This is a genomic window from Curtobacterium sp. ABR8, assembly GCF_057812125.1.
In genome coordinates, this window is record NZ_CM173818.1 from 1,531,352 (window position 1) to 1,550,222 (window position 18,871).

The 18,871-nt window shown below is 71.5% G+C and carries 20 protein-coding genes; 14 read left to right on the top strand and 6 right to left on the bottom strand.

Annotation, left to right across the window (positions count from 1 at the left end; genetic code table 11):
- Positions 1-6 precede the first annotated feature (6 nt).
- The 4 genes from ACXKZB_RS07440 (at position 7) to ACXKZB_RS07455 (ending at position 3,068) form a co-directional block, all read left to right on the top strand.
- Complete coding sequence (locus ACXKZB_RS07440) at positions 7-858, top strand: SDR family NAD(P)-dependent oxidoreductase (protein ID WP_488825452.1); 852 nt, start codon at positions 7-9, stop codon at positions 856-858.
- A 343-nt stretch (positions 859-1,201) separates the two neighbouring features.
- Positions 1,202-1,978 (top strand): hypothetical protein, encoded by a 777-nt coding sequence (locus tag ACXKZB_RS07445; protein ID WP_488825454.1) that lies wholly within the window; start codon positions 1,202-1,204, stop codon positions 1,976-1,978.
- Positions 1,979-2,013: 35 nt separating this feature from the next.
- Entirely contained in the window at positions 2,014-2,499 is a 486-nt protein-coding gene (locus ACXKZB_RS07450; RefSeq protein WP_488825456.1) for a luciferase domain-containing protein, read from the top strand.
- A 26-nt stretch (positions 2,500-2,525) separates the two neighbouring features.
- Complete coding sequence (locus ACXKZB_RS07455; RefSeq protein WP_488825457.1) at positions 2,526-3,068, top strand: cysteine hydrolase family protein; 543 nt, start codon at positions 2,526-2,528, stop codon at positions 3,066-3,068.
- A 93-nt stretch (positions 3,069-3,161) separates the two neighbouring features.
- Here ACXKZB_RS07455 and arr read toward each other — a convergent pair whose 3' ends face one another.
- Positions 3,162-3,572, bottom strand: coding sequence for an NAD(+)--rifampin ADP-ribosyltransferase (arr, locus tag ACXKZB_RS07460; RefSeq protein ID WP_488825458.1), 411 nt, complete (start codon positions 3,570-3,572; stop codon positions 3,162-3,164).
- 96 nt (positions 3,573-3,668) lie between these two features.
- On the opposite strand from arr, the gene ACXKZB_RS07465 reads away from it, so the two are divergent.
- From ACXKZB_RS07465 to ACXKZB_RS07490, 6 genes are all read left to right on the top strand, one after another.
- Positions 3,669-4,016, top strand: coding sequence for a PadR family transcriptional regulator (locus tag ACXKZB_RS07465; protein WP_488825459.1), 348 nt, complete (start codon positions 3,669-3,671; stop codon positions 4,014-4,016).
- Positions 4,013-4,996, top strand: a complete 984-nt coding sequence (locus tag ACXKZB_RS07470) for a hypothetical protein (RefSeq protein WP_488825460.1) — start codon at positions 4,013-4,015, stop codon at positions 4,994-4,996. The genes ACXKZB_RS07465 and ACXKZB_RS07470 overlap by 4 nt, the downstream gene beginning before the upstream one ends.
- A gap of 56 nt (positions 4,997-5,052) precedes the next feature.
- A complete protein-coding gene (locus tag ACXKZB_RS07475; RefSeq protein WP_123314435.1) occupies positions 5,053-5,985 on the top strand; it encodes an ABC transporter ATP-binding protein in 933 nt (310 codons plus the stop codon).
- On the top strand, positions 5,982-6,842 hold the full coding sequence (locus tag ACXKZB_RS07480) for an ABC transporter permease (RefSeq protein WP_488825461.1): 861 nt from the start codon (positions 5,982-5,984) through the stop codon (positions 6,840-6,842). The genes ACXKZB_RS07475 and ACXKZB_RS07480 overlap by 4 nt, the downstream gene beginning before the upstream one ends.
- A gap of 231 nt (positions 6,843-7,073) precedes the next feature.
- Positions 7,074-7,463 carry a hypothetical protein gene (locus ACXKZB_RS07485; protein WP_488825462.1) on the top strand — a complete coding sequence of 130 codons (390 nt, stop codon included), beginning with the start codon at positions 7,074-7,076 and terminating at the stop codon, positions 7,461-7,463.
- The gene (locus ACXKZB_RS07490) at positions 7,463-7,957 is read left to right on the top strand and encodes a hypothetical protein (RefSeq protein ID WP_488825463.1); all 495 of its coding nucleotides are present in this window, start codon (positions 7,463-7,465) and stop codon (positions 7,955-7,957) included. The genes ACXKZB_RS07485 and ACXKZB_RS07490 overlap by 1 nt, the downstream gene beginning before the upstream one ends.
- On the opposite strand, the gene ACXKZB_RS07495 is transcribed toward ACXKZB_RS07490, so the two are convergent.
- Positions 7,958-8,557, bottom strand: coding sequence for a dihydrofolate reductase family protein (locus tag ACXKZB_RS07495; protein WP_488825464.1), 600 nt, complete (start codon positions 8,555-8,557; stop codon positions 7,958-7,960).
- Between the two features lie 106 nt (positions 8,558-8,663).
- Here ACXKZB_RS07495 and ACXKZB_RS07500 point away from each other — a divergent pair, with 106 nt between their 5' ends.
- Positions 8,664-10,562, top strand: coding sequence for a family 43 glycosylhydrolase (locus tag ACXKZB_RS07500; RefSeq protein ID WP_488825465.1), 1,899 nt, complete (start codon positions 8,664-8,666; stop codon positions 10,560-10,562).
- A gap of 117 nt (positions 10,563-10,679) precedes the next feature.
- Positions 10,680-12,116 carry a protein kinase domain-containing protein gene (locus ACXKZB_RS07505; RefSeq protein WP_488825467.1) on the top strand — a complete coding sequence of 479 codons (1,437 nt, stop codon included), beginning with the start codon at positions 10,680-10,682 and terminating at the stop codon, positions 12,114-12,116.
- Positions 12,117-12,607: 491 nt separating this feature from the next.
- Here the strand turns inward: ACXKZB_RS07505 and ACXKZB_RS07510 are convergent, their stop codons facing one another.
- The 4 genes from ACXKZB_RS07510 to ACXKZB_RS07525 all read right to left on the bottom strand — a co-directional run bounded on the left by ACXKZB_RS07510 (position 12,608) and on the right by ACXKZB_RS07525 (position 15,568).
- Entirely contained in the window at positions 12,608-13,093 is a 486-nt protein-coding gene (locus ACXKZB_RS07510; protein ID WP_488825468.1) for a tetratricopeptide repeat protein, read from the bottom strand.
- Complete coding sequence (locus tag ACXKZB_RS07515) at positions 13,090-13,938, bottom strand: DUF6807 family protein (protein ID WP_488825469.1); 849 nt, start codon at positions 13,936-13,938, stop codon at positions 13,090-13,092. The genes ACXKZB_RS07510 and ACXKZB_RS07515 overlap by 4 nt, the downstream gene beginning before the upstream one ends.
- Positions 13,939-13,948: 10 nt before the next feature.
- Entirely contained in the window at positions 13,949-14,626 is a 678-nt protein-coding gene (locus tag ACXKZB_RS07520; protein WP_488825470.1) for a class I SAM-dependent methyltransferase, read from the bottom strand.
- A gap of 192 nt (positions 14,627-14,818) precedes the next feature.
- Positions 14,819-15,568 (bottom strand): FadR/GntR family transcriptional regulator, encoded by a 750-nt coding sequence (locus tag ACXKZB_RS07525; RefSeq protein ID WP_123314411.1) that lies wholly within the window; start codon positions 15,566-15,568, stop codon positions 14,819-14,821.
- 169 nt (positions 15,569-15,737) lie between these two features.
- Here ACXKZB_RS07525 and ACXKZB_RS07530 point away from each other — a divergent pair, with 169 nt between their 5' ends.
- Both ACXKZB_RS07530 and ACXKZB_RS07535 read left to right on the top strand, forming a co-directional pair.
- The gene (locus ACXKZB_RS07530; protein WP_488825472.1) at positions 15,738-17,135 is read left to right on the top strand and encodes an MFS transporter; all 1,398 of its coding nucleotides are present in this window, start codon (positions 15,738-15,740) and stop codon (positions 17,133-17,135) included.
- A complete protein-coding gene (locus tag ACXKZB_RS07535; RefSeq protein WP_488825473.1) occupies positions 17,132-18,856 on the top strand; it encodes a dihydroxyacetone kinase family protein in 1,725 nt (574 codons plus the stop codon). The genes ACXKZB_RS07530 and ACXKZB_RS07535 overlap by 4 nt, the downstream gene beginning before the upstream one ends.
- Positions 18,857-18,871: the final 15 nt, after the last annotated feature.

The following is an 18,871-nucleotide window of genomic DNA, read 5'->3' on the forward strand; positions in this document are numbered from 1 at the left end:
GGGAGCATGACCGAACCCCAGACCTTCTTCATCACCGGGACCAGCCGCGGCATGGGCACCGACTTCGCGCGTGCGGCCCTGGACGCCGGACACCACGTCGTCGCGACCGGGCGGGACCCGGAACGTGTCGTCGCGGCCGTCGGCCAGCACGACGAGCTGCTCGCCGTCGCGCTGGACGTCACGGACGAGCGCACCGTCCGGAGCGCGGTCGACGCCGCGATCGAACGGTTCGGCCGCATCGACGTGCTCGTGAACAACGCCGGCAGCTTCCAGGGCGGCTTCTTCGAAGAGGTCTCGCCGGAGCAGTTCCGCGCGCAGATGGAGACGAACTTCTTCGGTGCGCTGAACGTCACCCGCGCGGTGCTCCCCGTGATGCGGGCACAGCGCTCCGGTCGGGTCATCACCATCAGCTCGACCGCCGGCATCGTCGCCGGTGTCGGAGGGAGCGCGTACGCCGCGTCGAAGTTCGCGCTCGAGGGGTGGATGGAGGCACTGCACGACGAGGTCCTGCCGTTCGGCATCCACACCACCGTCGTCGAGCCCGGTTTCTTCCGCACCGACCTGCTCGCGGAGGGCAGCTCCACGTTCTGGGGCGACGTCCACCTCGACGACTACCGGTCCTCTTCGGACCAGACCAAGGAGTTCTTCCGCGGCATGGAGGGCAAGCAGATCGGCGATCCGGAGAAGCTCGCCCGCACGCTCCTGGCGCTGACCGAGATGTCCGAGCCGCCGGTGCGCCTCGTGGCCGGAGCGGACAGCGTCGCGGGGGTCCTGCGGAAGGCACAGCAGCTGGACGAGCAGGCACGGGCGTTCCCGGAACTGACCTCGTCGCTCGACCTGGAGGACCAGCAGCGCTGAGTCGGGGATCCGCACACGACCAAACCCCTCGAACGGGGGCTCCGAATGAGTCCGGTCGTTCATGACCCGTTACCGGACGCGCCCTCGTCGTCGACCCGAACTTCGACGTGGGCGCGTTCGTACGCCCGGGCAATCGATCCGGGGCCCGGTTCCGAACAACCCGCAGTAACGGGATCAGGAGTTGTCCGTCCGGCCCTGTTCGGGTCAGGCACCGGACGGGCAGCTCTCCCGTCATCGCACGACGCCGCGGATCACCTGTGACACAGGCGGTGCCGCGTAGCACCCGGGACACAGCGCGCTCGACCAGCTCCCCAGCGCAGCACGAGGCGGCGAGACTGGTTCGGTGCGCGCTCGTCTCGTCCTCGGTCTCCTCGTCACCCTTGCCTGCACCGTGCCGCTCACGGCGTGCTCGACCGTCGAGGGCCTGGCACACGACGCACTGCGGTCGTCCGACGGATCGAACGGCACCGAGACGGCGCCCTGTCCGCGCGACGACGTGCCAGCACCGGAGCAAGCGGACCCTACACCGGAACAGACCCCGGCGCCGACCCTCGACCCCGCCGTCGCGAGCCAGGTCGGCACCGCGCTCCGACAGGTCCGTGCGTTCCCGTCCGTCGCCGAGGCCACGCAGACGACCACGAACACCCCCAGCTCCACTCCCGACCCGACCTGTTCCACCCGGTGGGTCACGGCGAACCACTTCGCGTCGCGGTTCACGGTGACGATGGACCCCGACGCGACACCGTCGGAGGCCGGAGCCGTCCCGACGACGATGGCCACCGAGCTGGCGTGGACCGGCGTGGACCTGACCCTGACCGTGCCGGCGGGCGAAGGGCACATCGCGAGCACCCTGCACTACGACGGCACGTTCGACCAGCAGATCCCCGAGTCGACGTCGACCGCGGTGGCGCAGGGACTCGCGACCCTCGCCGCGACCCCGCACGTGACCGGGCTCGAGGCCTCGATCCCGTACACGATGCGCGTCGACCACGGTTCACTCGTCATCGGCGTGGACTCGGAGGACCAGGGCGTCCTCGACCGCGTCCGCGCCGTGATCGACACGACGGCCTTCGCGGACACGACCCTGCACGGTTCGTTCGGCAACGGCGCGAAACCGTGACCCGCGGCGGCGGAGCGTGCCGGTAGCGTCGAACGGTGATCTCCACACCTCGCCCCGGTGTCCGCCCGTCCGTTTCCGACGACGGGCCACAACGTCAGCTCACCGATCGTGCGACGCCGGAACGGTGGGGACGTCTCGTCGCGAGCGCCCTGGCACTGCCGGACGTGGTCGAGGGCCACAGTCAGGTCTCGCCGGCGTCGTCGCGCGCACTGTTCCTCCGCGACCGTGCCGACCACGTCGTGCCGTGGACGTCGCTCGCTCCCGAGGGGCGCCTCGAACCCGTGCACGTGCACGGTGTCGACGACACCTCGGTGCACCTGTGCCTGCCGGCGGCTCGCGGCGTCGAGCTCACCGCTCTCGGGTGGGCGACCCCGCACCAGTACGAGGACCACGGCACCGAGTTCCTCGTCTACGGGCCGCGCGACGACCACGAGGTGGACGTCGTGCTCGCGATCATCGCGGAGAGCCTGGCCTTCGCCCGCGACCCCGGCGACGAACAGCCCGGACACGGCCCGGTCTGAGGCCCGCGGCGCGCCATACTGACCCCATGACCCGCGCGCTGCTCCTCGTCGACATCCAGCTGGACTACTTCCCGGGCGGGGCCTTCCCCCTCGTCGAACCCGAGGCCGCCGCCGCCGCCGCCCGCGCGGTGCTCGACTCCTTCCGCGCTGCCGGCGACCTGGTGGTGCACGTCTTCCACGTGTCCACCGACCCCGACGCCACGTTCTTCGTGCCGGGCACGCCGGGCCTCGACTTCCACCCGTCGGTCGCTCCCGTCGACGGCGAGACGATCATCGAGAAGCACGCTCCGAACAGCTTCATCGGCACCGGACTGCAGGAGCTGTTGACCGACGCCGGAGTCGACGAGGTCACCATCGTCGGGATGATGAGCAGCATGTGCATCGACTCGACGACCCGGGCCGCACACGAACTCGGCTTCACCGCGACGGTCGTCGCCGACGCGTGCGCGGCGCCGGACCTGACCTCCGGGGGCGTCACCGTCCCGGGTGCGAGCGTCCACGCCGCCTTCATGGCGGCGCTCGACGGCAGCTTCGCGACCGTCACGACGAGCGACGCGCTCAGCCGCTGACGTCCGCGGGGCGGGTTCGGGGCCCTGAGATGGGACGGAGCGGACGGGAGGCCCGTGGCGGCCCCGCCCCGCGCCTCCCGTCCGCGAGCCGGCTCAGTTGATGATCTCCCCGCGCTCGTCCGCGCGCAGTGCGGCCAGGCGCTCGCGCCACAGGCGCAGCGCGTCGGACGTGAGTCGGGGCCAGTCGGTGACCTCGCGGACGATCCGGACTGGTTCGGTGCTGCGGTAGGACCGGGTCGGGTTGCCGGGGAACTTCTTGTCGGTGACGTTGGGGTCGTCCTCGTACGGGCCGATCGGCGCGACCTCGTAGACCCGCGGTTCGGCGTCACCGGCGGCGAGCTCGGCAGCGAGCCCGGCGCCGTCGGAGACCGCCGTGAAGTAGACGTGGTTCATGACCACCTCGGGGCGGTAGTTCGACCGGAAGCCCGCGGTGAGCAGGTCGCCCGGCACGAGGTCGGCCTTGGTGCCGTGGAAGAACGGTCCGTCGTCCTGTGCCTGCTTCACGGCGTCAGGCTAGCCGCCGGTGCGGCCCGTGCACGAGCATCCTTCGCGCGATTCCTGTTCTGGGAATACTCCCGTTGCGGGTATATGCTTCTGGTCATGAGCAGTGGGGAACTCCGCGAACCCGTCTTCTGGATCCTGACCAGCCTGACGGGCGGTCGACAGCACGGGTACGCGATCATCCAGGCGGTGGCCGAGCTCTCCGAAGGACGCGTCGCACTCGCGGTCACCACGTTGTACGCGTCGCTCGAGCGTCTCCAGAAGGACGGGCTGGTGCAGGGCGATGGTGACGAGGTCGTCAGCGGTCGACTTCGGCGCTACTTCGTGATCACGATCGAGGGCGAGCAGCGGCTGGCCGACGAGGCAGCACGGTTGGACGCGAAGCTGCGCGTCCTCCGCACCCGGCTCGGGCGTGCGTCGACGGCGACGGCCGGGGGAGCGGCATGACCGCCCAGCGGAGCGGCTCACCGCTCGAAGCCCGGTACCGCCGGCTCACGAGGTGGTACCCGCGCACGTGGCGAGCAGCGAACGAAGACGCCTTCGTCGGGACGCTCCTCGACGTCGCGGACGCCGAGGGCCGTGCCGCTCCGACGCGACAGGAACGGCTGGACATCGTCGGGCACGCGGTCTCCGCGCGGTTGGACCGGATCGTCGTGCCGCACGTCCGCGACGCGGGCAGCACGATCGCCCTCACCATGGGCACCGGCTTCGCGCTCGCCGAGTTCCTGGTCAGCAGCTGGGCGCCGTGGATCCACGGCAACCCGGCGCCGGAGTCGCTGGTGCAGGTCGGGCTGTTCCGCGACACCGGCTTCGTGTTCGCCGCGCTCTGGCTCGTCGCCCTCGCCGCGGCGCTCGCGGGTCGGTGGGCGGTCGGGCGGATCGCGCTGACCGTCTGCATCCTCGCTGCCGTTGTGACCCCGTACTGGTTCGTCCGGTTCCCGGGGGTCTGGAGCGTCGACCGCGGCACGCTCGCCCTCTTCACGGCCTGCGCGCTGGTCGCACTCGTCGGTCGACCGTTTCGAAGCCACCACACCGCAGCAGCCGCGGTCGGGTGGTTCCTGCTGGGCGTCGCCAGCTACGGCAGCGTCGTCCACCTGACGGGGACGTGGCTGACCAGCCGGAGCCTGTGGGACGGCAACCTCTGGGCCTGGTACGCCGTCGGGGTGATCGAGGTCGTGGCCGTCGGGTTGGCGGTGGCGCGGCTCTGGACGGTCGTCTTCACGATCACGCTCGGCCTGACTCCGTACATCCTCACGGTCGTCGGCAACGAGTTGCGCGGGATCCTGTCCGACAGCGGTTCCGCGGGCGTCATCGCTGCTCCAGTAGCGCTGGGACTGCTGCTGCTCGTCCTGCACAGCAGTGGCAAGCTCGAGCTCACCGACCGGACGCGGCGCCGGGTCGAGCGGATCCGGCCGCCGCGCACCTGACACATCCCCCTTCCGACGGACGCGCCACCGGACACCGCTGCAATAGCGTGGCCGCCGTGATCGAAGTCAGCCACCTCACCAAACAGTACGGTCCGAAGACCGCCGTGGACGACGTCTCGTTCGTCGTCCGACCCGGCAGTGTGACCGGCTTCCTGGGGCCGAACGGCGCCGGGAAGTCCACCACGATGCGCATGATCATGGGCCTCGACCGGCCCACCGCGGGGAGCGCGACGGTGAACGGCCAGCCGTACACGACGTTCCGCGACCCGCTCCGACAGGTCGGCGCCCTGCTCGAGGCGAAGGCGGTCCACTCGGGCCGCAGCGCCTACAACCACCTGCTCTCGCTCGCGGCGACCCACGGCATCCCGAAGGCCCGCGTGCACGAGGTCATCGACATGACCGGCCTCGAGTCGGTCGCGAAGAAGCGCGTCGGCGGGTTCTCGCTCGGCATGGGGCAGCGCCTGGGAATCGCTGCCGCACTGCTCGGCGACCCGAAGACCCTGATCCTCGACGAGCCCGTCAACGGCCTCGACCCCGACGGCGTGCTGTGGGTCAGGCAGCTCGCCCGGCGGATGGCCGCCGACGGCCGCACCGTGTTCCTGTCCAGCCACCTGATGAGCGAGATGGCGCAGACCGCCGACCGCGTGGTCGTGCTCGGCCGCGGCAAGGTCCTGGCCGACGCCCCGATCGCCGAGTTCGTCGCCGGTGGGGGAGCCGCACCTGGCGCCGCCGGTGGTGGCAGCCGGGTCATCGTCCGGACGCCGTCGCCCGACCAGCTGTTCCAGGCCATCGGCCCGAACGCGACCGTGACCCCGCGCGAGGACGGCACCTTCCTGGTCGTCGGTCCCGACGCACCGACGGTCGGCAACATCGCCGCCCAGGCCGGCGTCGCACTGCACGAACTCACCCCGACCGGCGCGAGCCTGGAGGAGGCCTACATGGCCCTCACCCGCGACGACGTCGAGTACCGATCGGAGGGCACCCGATGAGCGCCACCACCTCGCCCGTCACGCCGTCGACCCGCATGCACGGCGCGACCCGTCTGTCGTTCCCGCACCTGGTGCGGAGCGAGTGGATCAAGCTGCGCAGCATCCGGTCCACGTTCTGGTGCTACGCGATACTGGTCGTCGTCACCATCGGCATGGCCGCGCTCGTCGGTGCCAACACGAACAGCGGTGGGCAGGACCTGCCCACCGACATCGCCAACGGAACGTTCGTGAACGCCAACACCGTGGGCGTCCTGCTCTCGTCGCTCGTCGTCGGGGTGCTCGGCGTCCTCATCATCACCGGTGAGTACGGTACGGGCCAGGTCCGCTCGACGTTCACGGCCGACCCCCGGCGCACCGGTGTGATGCTCGCGAAGGCCGTGGTCCTGGCGGTCACGACGTTCGTCGTCAGTGCCGTCGCGACCTGGGTCGGCGTGCTCATCTCCCTGCCGCTGCTGGCCGGCAACGGTGTGGAGCCGGAGATCGGGAACCCGTCGGTGTTCCTGCCGATCCTCGGTTCGTCGGTGTTCCTGACCCTGCTGGCGCTCCTGGCGTACGGCATCGGTCTGCTCGTCCGCTCGAGCGCCGGTGGCATCGCGATCACGCTCGGCCTCCTGCTGGTCGTGCCGACGGTGCTCGCGCTCATGAGCGGGCTGATGAACGTCGAGTGGCCGACGAACATCGCGACGTTCCTGCCGGACATGGCCGGAGCCCAGCTCTACGCCTACTCGTACGACGGCCAGAACGCCACCGACGGCGGTGTCGTCCTGAACGGCTGGGGCGGCTTCGGTGTCCTGGCGGCCGAGGTGCTCGTCGTGGGTGCACTCGCGCTGACGGTCGCACGTCGACGCGACGTCTGACCCGACCGCCCGGGCTGCACACGCGTTCTGCGACGTCCCACCTGTCGATCGACAGGTGGGACGTCGCACGTTGCACACGCATCGACTGCTCGTGCGACGAGTGACCCCACGGCGTCGCTAGGCTCGCACCGTGCGACACCTCCCCGCCCTGGTCCTGCCGGCGCTCGCCGTCGTGGCCCTGCTCGCCGGCTGCACGTCGGCGCCGCCCGTCGACGAAGAGGCCCTCAGCGCGTGGCAGGACGCACAGGAGAAGTCCGGGCCGGCGACGACGCGCTCGCCACGCTGTACTCCCGGGTCGACACCGGCGAGGGACAGACCGATGCTTCTGGCGAACTGCAGCGCGGCATCACGATCACCTTCGAGCACCCCGAACAGATCGACCACCTCGAGTTCTCCTGCTTCGGCGGCGCCCGGATGAGCGGCCAAGTGACGACGACCTCCGAGGCGACGTCCCGGACCACGTCGACCGACCCGATGCGGTGCAGCGATGGGCAGCAGCGCGTCGACCTCCCGCGCACCTGGAAGCGTGACGTGCACAGCATCTCGTTCAACGCCTTCGACAGCGACCGCGACAGCGCGTGGCAGGTGCTCGTCGTCAGCGCCGGCACGGACACCGACTGATGTCACGAGGCCGTCGCTTCTCCGCCCTGGTCCTGCCGGCGCTCGCTGTCGTGGCCCTGCTCGCCGGCTGCACGTCGGCGCCGCCCGTCGACGAAGAGGCCCTCAATGCGTGGCAGGCGAAGCAGGAGGCGAGGACCGAGACCGACGACGCCGTCCTCGGGGTGCTGAGCGCCGATGCCGCCCCCGGCAACGAGGATCCGGAGGACGTGGAGCCGGGCGTCCGGCTGCAGTTCCCGGCCTCGCAGACGATCGACCACCTCGAGTTCTCGTGCTACGGCAACGGGCACATGCGCGGCATCGTGCGGACGACGGCCGCAGAGGCGTCCGGGAGCTTCGAACTGGCCGCGATGGCGTGCCGAGACAGTCCGCACCGCATCGACCTGACCGCGATGGCGAGCAAGGACGTCGATGCGATCGGCTTCAACGACTTCGACAGCGACCGCTCGAGCGCCTGGCGGCTCGTCATCGTCGGAGCAGGCCCGACGGGGGAGTGACTAGCGCAGCACCTGGTAGCGGTGCAGCGTGACACCGTTGTGGTACTGCTGCTGCTCGAGCAGGTCCAGCAGCACCGGCGGCCGTCCACCCGAGGCAGGCGGATCGAACAGCGGACGGCCGGCGCCGAGCACCGCGGGGTGCGTGTAGAGCAGGAGCTCGTCGAGCAGCCCCGCGTCGAGCAACTGCGTCGCGAGGTTCGGGCCGCCGACACCGATGTCGCCCTCGGACTCCTCGCGCAGGACGGCGAGCTGCGCGATCGCGTCGTCGCCGCCGATGATCCGCGTGTTGTGGTCGGCGCTGGTCCGGGTGCGTGAGACCAGGATCTTCGGCTGGTCGGTCCAGATCTCGCCGTACTCGCGCATGAACGCCGGCATCGACTCGTCGGTGCGGGCGTCCGGCCAGAACGGGTCCATCATGTCGCGGACGACCCGACCCTCGACGGACAGGGTCATCGCGGCCGCGCGGGCGTTGAACTCGCGGTGCAGCGGCTCGTCGATCCGCATCCACTCGGGTCCATCGACGTCGCCGAGTTCGCCCTCGTCGCGCTCGACGAAGCCGTCGATCGACACGTTCATCCAGTACACGAACCTCGCGGGCATCCCTGACTCCTTCGTCGCGCGGAACCGGACGGAACCGGCCCGGTCCGCTGCCCGCGAGCGTACGCTCGCGCAGGCAGCCCTTCCTCGACGATGAGAGCAGGACCCCGTGCGCCGAACAGTCGCAACCATCCTCGCCGTCGCGACGCTCACGGCGGTCGCGGCCACGGGCCTCCCGGTCGGCGCCGCCGCAGCGTCCGCGCCCGTGGCGGACCGGACCACCGGACACAGCAGCGCGGGACACGGCACCGCCGCGCCGACCCACCGGAACCCGGTCGCGCTCAGCCTGCCCGATGGCGAGACGGCGGCGAGCTGCGCCGACCCGACCGCGATCCGCGGGGTCGGACGTGACCGCAACTGGTACCTGTACTGCACGACCGACGCGCTGACGGCGACGGAGCAGAACGCGGACGGCTCCCTCGTGCAGCACGGCGTGCCGACGTACCGGTCGACCGACCTGACGCACTGGACGTACGTGAACGACGCGTTCCCGACACGACCGGCGTGGGTCGGGTCCGCCAACGGGATCTGGGCACCGGACGTCGTGTACCGCGCGGGCGAGCGTGGTCGTCCCGGCACCTGGTACCTGTACTACGCCGCGTCGGACACGCCCTCGGCATCGGCAGCGACCGGCGGGGGATCCGCGGTGGGCGTCGCGACGAGCTCGAGCCCGACCGGTCCGTGGACGGACTCCGGGGGCCCCGTCGTCGCTCCGCAAGCGGCCGCGAACGGCACCGGGCAGCGATGGGCATTCGACCCCGAGGTCATCACCGACAAGGGCACCACGTACCTGTACTTCGGCAGCTACTTCGGTGGCGTCAACGTCCGCACCCTCAGCGCCGACGGGCTCCGGTCCGACCCCGCGAGCGAACGGCAGATCGCGATCGACAACCGGTACGAGGGCGCCTACCTGATGCGCCACGGCGGCTGGTGGTACTTCACGGGCTCCGCCACGAACTGCTGCAACGGCGCACTCACCGGGTACGGCGTCTTCGTCGCCCGGTCGCGCAGCCCGCTCGGACCCTTCACCGACCAGGACGGTGTCGCGATCACGAGCACCCGGGTCGGCGGGACCCCCCTGCTCGCGCAGAACGGCAACCGCTGGGTCGGCACCGGGCACAACACGGTGGTCACCGACCTCGCCGGCCAGGACTGGATCATCTACCACGCGGTCGACCGGGGCGACCCGTACTACGCCGGGCAGCCGACGTACACGAAGCGGCCAGCGCTCATCGATCCGCTCGACTGGCGCCACGGCTGGCCAGTCGTGCGCGGGGGTGCTGGTCCGTCCGACACGGTGCAGCCGGGGCCGGTCGCGCAGCCGGGGCAGCGTGCGACCTACCGGGCGACCACTGCACCGGTCGACGTGCCCGGAAGGACCATCCGCGCGTCGTCGACGTCGTTCGACGGGAGCACGCTCCCCGCGGCGCTCCGCTGGACGCGCGAACCCGACCGCTCGACCTGGACCGTCGCGGGCGGTACGTTCCGCTGGCAGACGCAGGACGCCGACATCCACCCGCCCGCGACACCACTCGCCTCGGTCCTGTCCGAACCGGCGCCGCGGGGCGACTACGTGCTGCAGACGACCGTCGCGGTGGACACCCCCGCCACCGGCGACGGGGTGAACTACGTGCAGGGCGGACTGATCGTGTGGGGTGACGACGGCAACTACGTCCGGCTCACGTCGAACTCGATCTTCAACACCCGGCAGACGGAGTTCGGCAAGCAGGTGTCCGGGCAACCGGCCGCGGCACCGAGCTACGGCAACACGGTCGTGGGTCCGGTCGGCGACACCACCACGCTCCGGATCGTGCACCGGGCCGTCCGCGGGGAGCACCGGTACACGGCGTACACGAGTGTCGACGGGCGGCACTTCGTGCGCGGTGGGACCTGGACAGCGGACCTCGGCAGCTCGCCGAGGATCGGGCTCATCTCGCTCGGCGGTGCCGGGTTCACGAGCACGTTCGACGACCTGCGGGTGAGCACGGTGGCGACGCACCGGCGGTGACGGGCTGCCGAGCCGGGTGCGCCGGCGGCGTCCATCCGGAGAACGCCGCGGGCCACCACGATCCCCGTCGGGATGGGAGGATGCACCGACGCCTGCCCGCACCGAGAACGAGGTTCGATGAGTCCGACCGAGGACACCCAGTCCGCGGCCCCACTGCTCGACGGGCGCTACCGACTCGAACACGCCATCGGTCAGGGCGGCATGTCCGTCGTGTACCGCGGCATCGACGAGAGCCTGCACCGCCCCGTCGCCGTCAAGGTGTTCCACGCCGGCACCGTCGACATCGCACGGCAGGAGGCCGAGCTCGGCGTGCTCGCCTCGCTCGAGCACCACAACCTGGTCAGCCTGCTCGACACCGGGGTCGTGACCGGCCACGACGGTACCCACCAGCGCTACCTCGTGATGGCACTCGTCGTCGGACAGGACCTCGAGGAACGCCTCGCTGTCGGCCCGCTCGCCTCCCGCCACATCGCCGAGATCGGCTACGACATGGCCGAGGCGCTGCACTACATCCACAGCCACGGCGTGGTGCACCGCGACATCAAGCCGTCGAACATCCTGCTCGTCGACTACGGCAACGACTCCGACCGTGCCCGTGCACGGCTCACCGACTTCGGCATCGCGCTCGCCGCGGGCGTCGAGCGGCTCACCGCCGACGGTGTCACCACGGGCACCGCCGCCTACCTGAGCCCCGAGCAGGCCCGAGGCGGCGACGTCGGGAGCCCGAGCGACGTGTACTCACTCGGCCTCGTGCTGCTGCAGTGCTTCACTCGGCGCCGTGAGTTCCCCGGTTCGCTCGTCGAGTCCGCCGTCGCCCGGCTGTCCCGCGACCCGGTCGTCCCCGAGCCCCTGCCCGAGCACTGGAAGCAGCTGCTCCGCGCGATGACCGCACAGGACCCGTCCGCACGCCCCGCCGGTGCCGAACTCGTGACGCTGCTGCGCGACGTCGTCATCGCCGAGACCGCCGGTACCGACCACGTCGTGGACACCTCGGCGTCGGCTCCCGCCGCCGCTGCCGATGCTCCGCGTGCCGACGCCGACACGGCCCGCCCGGCGACGCTCGACACCCTGCCCGACGAGGCCCTACACCGCACCACCGCGATGGCCGCCCGCCTGTTCGACGCCCCGATCGCCCTGGTCGAGGTGCTCGACGAGGACCGCGCCTGGTCGCAGTCGTACATCGCCGAGGGTGTCGACGAAGCAGCGCGCCACATCAACTTCCGCAACGGGTTCGCCCCGGTGCCGGTCCCCGTTGTGATCCCCGACGGCTCCACACACCCCGAGATGCAGCACAGCCCGCTCGTCACCGGGCCGCTCGGCATCCGGTTCTACGTGAGTGTGCCGCTCGTCAAGCACGACGGAGCCCCCATCGGGACGCTCGCCGTGCTCGACACGAAACCGCGGCAGGCGACCGAAGCCGACCTGGCGAACCTGCACGACCTCGCCGCCCTCGCCGTCACGCAGCTCGAGCTCCGGCAGGAGTCACTCCGCACGACGAGCGACTCCCTGCCGGTTGCGCAGGTGACGGGGCAGCAGGAGGGCGCGCGGCCCTAGACGGTCCCCGCTGACGGACGGGAGGCGCGGTGCGGGCCCGCACCGCGCCTCCCGTCCGCCCTGCGGTCGCGTCGCGTGCGTCGCTCTCGTGCGCGGGCGTCCGCCAGCGTGCGCCCGCTGCCAGTCAGCCCGCTGTCCGTCAGCGCGCCGGCCCGTCAGCGGGCGAGCGGGCGAAATACCGGGGTGCGCGGCCCCTCCACCCGGGCATTTCGCCCGCTCGTGCAGGCATGCCGCAACTCGCATGCATCCGCTGGAATACGAGCGCCCGTTCCCGCGAGCGGGCGAAATGCCAGCGTTGGGCGCCGTGGACACCCGGATGTTTCGCCCGTTCGCGGGTGGGGTGGGGGTTCCCGACGGCTCGAGCGGGCGAAATGCCGGGGTCGGATGCTGGACGGACCACGGTGTTTCGCCCGTTCGCCGTCGGGTCGCGAACGGCACGAGTGCGTCGTGGTGACCCGACACCGAGCGGCGGCGGGGCGGGGCGGGAACCGTCAGGCGTCGGTGAGGGCAGCGGCGTAGGCGCGGACGGAACGGTTGTAGCGGGGGAGCGTCGGCTCGACGGCCTCGATCGCGACCCGGAGCGCTTCGTCGTGACGGCCCGCACTGTGCAGGGCGAGCGCGAGGAACACCTTCGGCGCGGCGCCGGTGGACGGGTGCTCCGGTGCGTCGCGGAGCATCGCGATGGCCTCGTCGATCCGGCCGAGGTTCCGCAGGGTCGAGGCGTGCTGGACGACCATCTGCGCGGCACGGGCGGGATCGACGTCCGCGAGTCCCGCGGCCGCGGCCGCTGCGTAGTGGACGTCGGCCTCGGCCTCGTGGCCGCCGGAGTCGTTCGCGCCGCCGAGCTCGAAGGCACCGAGGGCCGGGTGCGGTGCAGCTGCGGCGAGCTCGCGCATCCGCTCGATGCGCTGCTGGTCGTCGATGGTCTCGTCGGCCCAGAGTGCGGCGACGCGGGCTTCCCAGTCTGCGGTGCTCATCGGTCCAGCGTATTGCCGGGCAGGACGGCACCATCGGTGATCGTCGCGCGGAAGGAGCGGACGAGCGGGACGCCGGGGCGCACGAGCGCCGGTTCATGCCAGGCGAGGGCCGAGCCGATGGCCGGGTACTCCGCGACACGGACGAACCAGGGGTCACGGTGGTCGAGTGCTTCGAGCCGGACCGTCGCCGGGGCACCCTCGAACGTCGCGGACCACTCGATCCACGGGGCGACGGAGCCGTGCACCGCTTCCTCGCCCTCCGCGTCAGCGGACCGGACGACCACGTCGGTGCACGCGGCGAACCGCCAGGAGAACCCGCCGTAGCCGGCACCGACCCGACCGTTGCTGCCGGGGCTGCCGAGGTGCACGATGTCGTTGCCCGGAGCCCGGAACGACGACGACCAGCTCAGTTCCCACCCGGAGTCGACGGCACGCCAGGCGAGGGTCCGGTCTTCGTGCAGGACGACCGTGTGGTCGGGGCCGCGCCAGGCGAGCTCCTGGACCGTACCGCCGCCGCGCGGAGCCGGAAGATGCTCGGCACGCAGCACGTCGGCCCGGCCGTGGTCGTCGCGCCAGACGTAGCCCTCACCGTGCACGTAGGTGGGACCGCCCCAGCAGTTGACGCCGTCGACGTCCGGGATCGCGACCCCGACACCGCAGTGCCATTCGTGGTCGGCCGGGTGGTGGGCAGTGAGGACGGTACGGCCGAGGGTCCGCACCGGGTGCAGGTACGGGCGAGGGGACGAGGTCGCGGTGGTCCCGGCGCCGTCGCGTTCGACGGCGACGGCGATCTCGACGGCACCCACGCCCACCTCGATCGTGCGGAGGCGGTCGTCGGTGTTCACCGCTCCGACGCTACCCGCGCGAACGGCGGACCAGCACCACGCTGTCGACGACCTGGTGCGGGTCGCCGTCGGGTGTGCTCGCCGTGCGCGGCCGGAGCTCGGCGGCGATGACGTCCCAGGTGTCGTCGAGCTGCAGCGCGGTCAGGTCCTCGTCGGGCGTCGGGAACCGGTACTCCCGCAGTTCGACGGGCAGGTCGTCGTGCGGAGGTGCAGCGTGCGCCGTGACGAGCAGGTGCCCGCCGACCGCGACGAAGCCGGCGGCTCGTCGCAGGATCTCCGCGCGCGGGATCTCCACGGGCCACGACTGCAGGAACGACGCCGTCACCAGGTCGAACCGCGCGGCCGTCTCCCAGGTGGCGAGGTCCGCTGCGACGAACGCCGTCTGGTCCTCGACCCCGGCGGAGACCGACGCCCGCGAGCCACGCTCGATCGCCGTCACCGACAGGTCGATCCCGAGGGCGTCCCACCCCTGCTCGGCGAGCCACACGACGTCGCCGCCCTCACCACAGCCGAGGTCGAGCGCACGGCGCGCACGGTCGCCCGGCGCCGGTGGCAGCTCTGCGGCGACGTCGGCCAGCACCGCGTTCACTCGACCCGACCAGATCCCGTCGCGCTCCGCGTACCGCTGCTCCCACCACTCCCGCGCGGGAGTGGACGCGGTGGCGGCGCTGTCGTCGTGGGTGTGCATGCGCCCACTCCAGCGCACGTGCCGGGCCAGAGCCAAGCCCTGTTGCCACCCCGGCAACGACGCACCGTGCGAGGCGGACGCGCACCGCGCCTCCCGGCCGCCGGATGGTGAGCAGAAGATGTCGGGTCGTCGTCACGGACCCGACCATTTCTGCTCACGAAGCGCGCCCGCCGCGCGCCCGCCTCCCGCCCGCTACTCGACGGGCGGGACGGGCTCCGCGTTCTCGATGCGGGCGCTCGCAGTGGCCATGTGCTCGTCCATCGCCCGCTGCACGGCGGGCACGTCGCCGGCCCGCAGTGCCTCGTAGATCGCGCGGTGTTCCTCGTAGGCCGCCTCGGTGGCCTGTCGGGTCTGGACGCGGCGACCGACCCACACGCTGAGCATCGACCGCAGGCTCTGCAGCAGATCACCGAGCACGTCGTTCCCCGCGGCTCGGGCGAGCAGGACGTGGAACCGGACGTCGGCGTCGATGAAGGCCTCCGGGTCGTCGAGGGTGGCCTCTTGTCGGACGAGGTACTCGCCGAGCTCGGCGACCTGCTCGGGCGTGGCGCGCTGCGCGGCGAGGATCGCGACCGTGCGCTCGAGCGACGACCGGACCTCGAGCAGCTCGCGGGTGCGGTTCGAGGCGAGCATGAGCCCCCACGACAGCGTCGTCGGCAGCAGGTCCGAGGTGCCGCCCTGCAGGTACGTGCCCGAGCCGGGGCGGATCTGCACGATGCCCAGGATCTCGAGGGCGGCCAGCGCCTCGCGCACGGCGGAGCGACCGACGCCGAGCCGTTCGGCCAGGATCCGCTCGGACGGCAGCCGCGAGCCCGGTGCCAGTTCACCCGCGGTCAGCAGGGACACGAGCTGTCGGGCGACCTCGGAGGCGGGCGATCCCGCGGGCACGGACTCGAGTTCGAGTCGGATGTTGAGGGGATCGTCCGGGCTGAACGCGGGCATGCAGTGAGCGTACCGTCCGGTCAACCGGTTGGGCCTGCGTGCTCTGGTCAACCGGTTGACAAGTCGAACTGGAATCCGCACACTGGATCCGGCGCACCGATGCGTCCGCTCCACCCGGGCGCAGCAGCACGGGTCGGAGTCGTACCACCCCCACCGAGCAGGAGTCATCGTGGACATCCCCGCCACGCGAGGCATCCCCACCTCGGTCGTCGAGAAGACGGCCATCCGCAAGATCGCGATCCGCATCGTGCCGTTCGTGGCACTGATGTTCTTCATCAACTTCCTCGACCGCACCGCGATCTCCTTCGCGGCCCCGAACGGCATGGAGGCGGATCTCGGTCTGACCGCCGCCCAGTTCGGGTTCGCCTCCGGCGTGTTCTTCATCGGCTACCTCGTGCTCGAGGTGCCCTCGAACCTGGCGCTCCACAAGTTCGGCGCGCGCATCTGGCTCGCCCGCATCATGATCACGTGGGGCATCGTCTCGCTGCTCTTCACGTGGGTGCAGAACTACCCGCAGCTCGTCGGCCTGCGCTTCCTGCTCGGCATCGCCGAGGCGGGCTTCTTCCCCGGCGCGATCCTGTTCCTGTCGACCTGGGTGCCCGCACGCCACCGCGGCAAGATGCTCGCGCTGTTCTACCTGGCGCAGCCGCTCACCAGCGTCATCGGCTCCCCGCTCGCCGGCTGGCTGATGACCCACGAGGGGCTGCTCGGCGGACTCGCCGGCTGGCGCTTCATGTTCCTCTGCGTCTCGATCCCGGCGATCGTCGTCGGCATCCTGTGCCTCTTCGTCCTCAAGGACAAGCCGTCGCAGGCGAAGTGGCTCGACGAGGACGAGAAGACCTGGCTCGAAGGTGCCCTGGCGAAGGAGAACAAGGAGAAGAGCGGGGGAGACGGTCACGCCAAGGGCGGTCTCCGTGCAGCCTTCGGTTCCGGCCGCGTCTGGATGCTCGCGGCGGTGTACTTCGGCTTCATCTACGGCCTGTACGCGCTGAGCTTCTTCCTGCCGACGATCATCGACGGCTTCCAGGAACAGTTCGGCACCACGTTCGACCTGTTCCAGAAGGGCATGATCACGGCGATCCCGTACGTCCCCGCCGCGGTCGTCCTGTACTTCTGGTCGCGTGACGCCTTCCGCCGCGGCGTCCGGGTCTGGCACATCGCCGTCCCCGCGCTCGTCGGTGGCCTGAGCATCCCGGTCGCGCTGTACATGAACAGCCCGGCCACCACGATCGCCGTCATCGCGGTCACCGCCTGCGCGATCTTCGCCGCGCTGCCGAACTTCTGGACCGTGCCGACGCAGTTCCTGACCGGAGCCGCAGCAGCCGCGGGGGTCGCGCTGATCAACACGATCGGCAACCTCGGTGGCTTCGCCGCCCCGTACATCACGGGTGTGGTCAGCGGGTGGACCGGCGGCTACCAGGTGCCGATGTTCATCGTCGGCTTCTTCATGGTGCTCTCGAGCGTGCTGATGTTCGTGCTCGGCCGGAGCACGAAGCGGAACGAGCAGCGTGACGCGGACGCGGCGGCGCACGGCGCGACGACCACGACCCAGGAGACCCACGCATGACCCGCCTGTTCAACGACCCCGCCGACTTCGCCGACGAGATGGTCGACGGCTTCGTGGCCGCGAACCAGTCCCGGGTCCGCAAGGTGCACGGGGGCGTCGCCCGCTCGACCACCAGCCCCGAGGGGACCGTCGCGCTCGTCGTCGGTGGCGGCTCCGGCCACTACCCGGCGTTCGGCGGACTCGTCGGGCACGGCCTGGCCGCCGGTGCGGCGATGGGCAACCTGTTCGCCAGCCCGAGTGCCCAGCAGGTCACGGCGGTCGCGAAGGCCGCCGAGCACGGCGGCGGGGTGCTGCTGAGCTACGGCAACTACGCGGGCGACGTGCTGAACTTCGACGCCGCGGCGCGGGCACTGGCCGACAGCGGGATCGAGGTCCGCACGGTGCGCGTGACCGACGACGTCGCGAGCGCTCCGACCTCCGAAGCGCACAAGCGCCGCGGGATCGCCGGTGACCTGTGCGTCTTCAAGGTCGCCGGCGCCGCGGCCGAACGCGGGGACGACCTCGACGCGGTCACCGCGATCGCCACCCGCGCCAACGACCGCACCCGCAGTTTCGGTGTCGCGTTCTCCGGATGCTCGCTGCCCGGCGCCGACGAGCCGCTCTTCACCGTCCCCGAGGGCCGGATGGCCATCGGCATGGGCATCCACGGGGAACGCGGCATCGCCGAGGCCGACGTCCCCACTGCCGACGGTCTCGCCGACCTGCTCGTCGACAAGCTCCTGACGGAGCTGCCGGAGACCGTGGACGCGCACGCAGGCCAGCGCGTCGTCCCGATCCTGAACGGGCTCGGCAGCGTCAAGTACGAGGAGCTCTTCGTCGTCTTCAACGCCGTGCAGCGCAGGTTGACCGCGGCCGGCGTCGTGGTCGTCGAACCCGAGGTCGGCGAACTCGTCACGAGCTTCGACATGGCCGGCGTCTCGCTGACGCTCTTCTGGCTCGACGACGAACTCGAGCAGCTCTGGGCAGCGCCCGCCGACAGTCCCGCGTACCGCAAGGGCGGCGCCGTCCCGCAGGAGCCGGTCGCACCCGAGACCCTCGCCGCGGACGAGCAGGCGCCGGTCACGCCCGGCACCGAGGCGTCGCAGGCGTCCGCCGCTCGGGTCGCCGCGGCGATCACGGCGATCCGCGTCACCATCGACGACCACGCCGACGAGCTCGGCCGCATCGACGCCGTCGCCGGTGACGGCGACCACGGCATCGGCATGCAGCGCGGCTCGACCGCGGCGGACCGCGCCGCACAGGACGCCGCCGCGCGCGGCGCCGGTGCCGGCAGCGTCCTGGCGATCGCCGGAGACGCCTGGTCCGACAAGGCCGGTGGCACGTCCGGTGCGATCTGGGGAGCCGCCCTGGAGGCACTGGGTCGCGTCCTCGGCGACGACCAGCGTCCGTCAGCCACCACCGTCGCACAGGCCGTGCACGCGGCCGTCGAGGCGGTCCTCGCCTTCGGTGCCGTCCCCGGCGACAAGACCATGGTCGACGCGATCGTCCCGTTCGACCAGGTCCTCACCGACCGCGTCGCGGCCGGCGACGACCTGGTCAGCGCCTGGTCGGCCGCGTCCGCCGCCGCGACGGCCGCTGCCGACGCCACCGCCGACCTGCTGCCCAAGATGGGCCGCGCTCGCACCCACGGCGAGGACGCCGTCGGTACCCCCGACGCCGGCGCGATCTCGTTCGCCCTGATCACCGCGGCGGTCCTGTCGACCGTCTCCGTCCCCGCCTGACCCACACCACCACGA